This is a genomic window from Alteromonas sp. AMM-1 (assembly GCF_047290655.1).
In the GTDB taxonomy this organism is placed as follows: Bacteria; Pseudomonadota; Gammaproteobacteria; order Enterobacterales; family Alteromonadaceae; genus Alteromonas; species Alteromonas mangrovi.
This window is the reverse complement of the sequence record NZ_JBLBUE010000273.1, coordinates 1-2,185: the sequence shown is the minus strand read 5'-3', so window position 1 is coordinate 2,185 and position 2,185 is coordinate 1. Positions and strand designations below refer to the sequence as shown.

The window sequence follows — 2,185 nt, the reverse complement described above, 5'->3', positions numbered from 1 at the left end:
TTCCTTCAACACTTGTTGTTCTCAGCCCGCTTCATTGAAGCGGGTTTTTTTTTGTCTGTTCTGAACAAATGGAATGGGGCCGGAAGCATTCCTCCTCTGAACTACGTTACAATTTGACTATCATTTTGCCCTTGTTTTCACCACTAAACAGCATAGACAACCCTTTCACTGCGTTAGCCAGCCCTTCTACGCTATGCGCGCGGTATTTGATTTTACCTTGTTGCACATAAGGCGTGAGTTTTGCGAGGATTTGTGGAATTTCACCCCAATGATCGGGCATCGCGAACCCCTGAATAGTAATGCGCTTTTTAATCAGAGGGATCCAATTGGGGCCTGGTAACGGTGATGCTGACTGATAATCGGCAATCATGCCACATACTACAATTCGACCATGCGCATTCATACGATCAACAATAAGCTGTTGTATTGGTCCGCCGGTATTTTCAAAAAACACATCAATGCAATCAGGTGTCAACGCTTTGAGCTGCTGCGCCAGGTTCTCTGACTTATAATTAATTGCGCCATCAAACCCCAGTTCATTGACTATCCAGTCAGCTTTTTCATCACTGCCAACAACGCCAATTACGCGCAGGCCATCAGCTTTGGCCAATTGCCCGACAATCGTACCCACTGATCCTGCTGCACCGGTGACAATGAGTGTTTCGCCAGCCTTGGGTTTACCGAACTGATATAAGCCGGTGGTAGCCGTTAGCCCGGGTAAGCCAAATACGCACAATGCCATTTCCGCGCTAACACCAGGTTGCAGCTTATTAAACCCCTGACCATTTGAAATCAGATATTCCCGCCAACCTGTCATGCCCAGTACTTTGTCACCTGGTACAAAATCCGGATGCCTGGATTCAACTACTTCACCTACCCCACTACTACGCATCACCTCACCGAGTTCTACGGGAGGAATATAACTGCCGCGATCTTCACTCATCCAGCCCAGCATAGCGGGATCGAGTGACATGTGGGTTTGCTTAATTAGCAGCTCGCCCTCTTTAGGACTTGGGATAGCCTGAGTCCGCGCCTCAAACAGATAATCACCAATTTCTCCATTGCGCGGGCGGTTTACCAGTACCATCGATTGATACGTTGCCATGTATAGCTCCTGTAACCCTTTCGGGATAGTTTTTACTTGCCTACTACTTGCCTACTAGATTAACAATAACGCATCAAAAAATTAAAATAACATTTACTTATTCGGCGATATTAACGGTTAAACACACAATCGGAATCGATATCTATTTGGTGGGATTACTGTCAGGTAGCGAACCTGACAGTAACGCAATAGCTTTATTCTGGGTGAAAGCCCATGTGCAGGAAGGCTCTTGAGGTTGCAATACGACCACGTGGCGTGCGTTGCAGAAAGCCTTGTTGAATTAAGAACGGCTCAATTACATCTTCAATGGTTTCTTTTTCTTCACCAATTGCTGCTGCCAGGTTTTCAAGGCCAACCGGGCCGCCATTAAATTTCTCGATAATGGCCTGCAACAGCTTGCGATCCATGTAATCGAAACCTTCTTTATCGACATCCAGCATATCGAGTGCAGCAGCAGCAACATCACCATTTACTTCACCGTTTGCCTTGATTTGCGCGTAGTCGCGCACCCTGCGTAGTAAGCGGTTAGCGATACGCGGTGTGCCGCGAGAGCGCTTAGCCACTTCGAACGCACCTTGCTGATCCATGTCCATTTGAAGATAAAAAGCACTGCGCGCCACAATATCGGTCAGATCTTTTACAGAATAAAATTCCAATCGCTGAACAATGCCAAAACGGTCACGTAAGGGCGACGTCAACGAGCCGGCACGAGTGGTTGCACCTACCAGTGTAAACGGCGGTAAATCCAGTTTAATCGAACGCGCAGCAGGGCCTTCACCAATCATAATGTCCAGTTGGTAGTCTTCCATGGCCGGGTATAAAATCTCTTCCACCACCGGGCTCAATCGATGTATTTCATCAATAAACAATACATCGTTGCGCTCCAGATTGGTTAATAACGCAGCCAAATCCCCTGCTTTTTCAAGCACGGGCCCCGACGTCGTTTTAATATTCACGCCCATTTCGTTGGCCACAATATTAGCCAGTGTGGTTTTGCCCAACCCCGGCGGACCAAATATCAATAGATGATCTAACGCGTCATCGCGTTGCCTGGCCGCTTCAATGAAAATCTCCATTTGG

Annotated in this window: 2 protein-coding genes; both read right to left on the bottom strand. The window is 47.4% G+C overall.

The genetic code is table 11. The annotated features are described in order from the left end of the window. Positions 1-106: 106 nt before the first annotated feature. Positions 107-1,105 (bottom strand): NADP-dependent oxidoreductase, encoded by a 999-nt coding sequence (locus ACLR2L_RS20005; protein WP_413370760.1) that lies wholly within the window; start codon positions 1,103-1,105, stop codon positions 107-109. Positions 1,106-1,299: 194 nt separating this feature from the next. Beyond that, on the bottom strand, positions 1,300-2,185 hold an 886-nt coding region (gene ruvB / locus ACLR2L_RS20000), incomplete at its 5' end, for a Holliday junction branch migration DNA helicase RuvB (protein WP_413370758.1).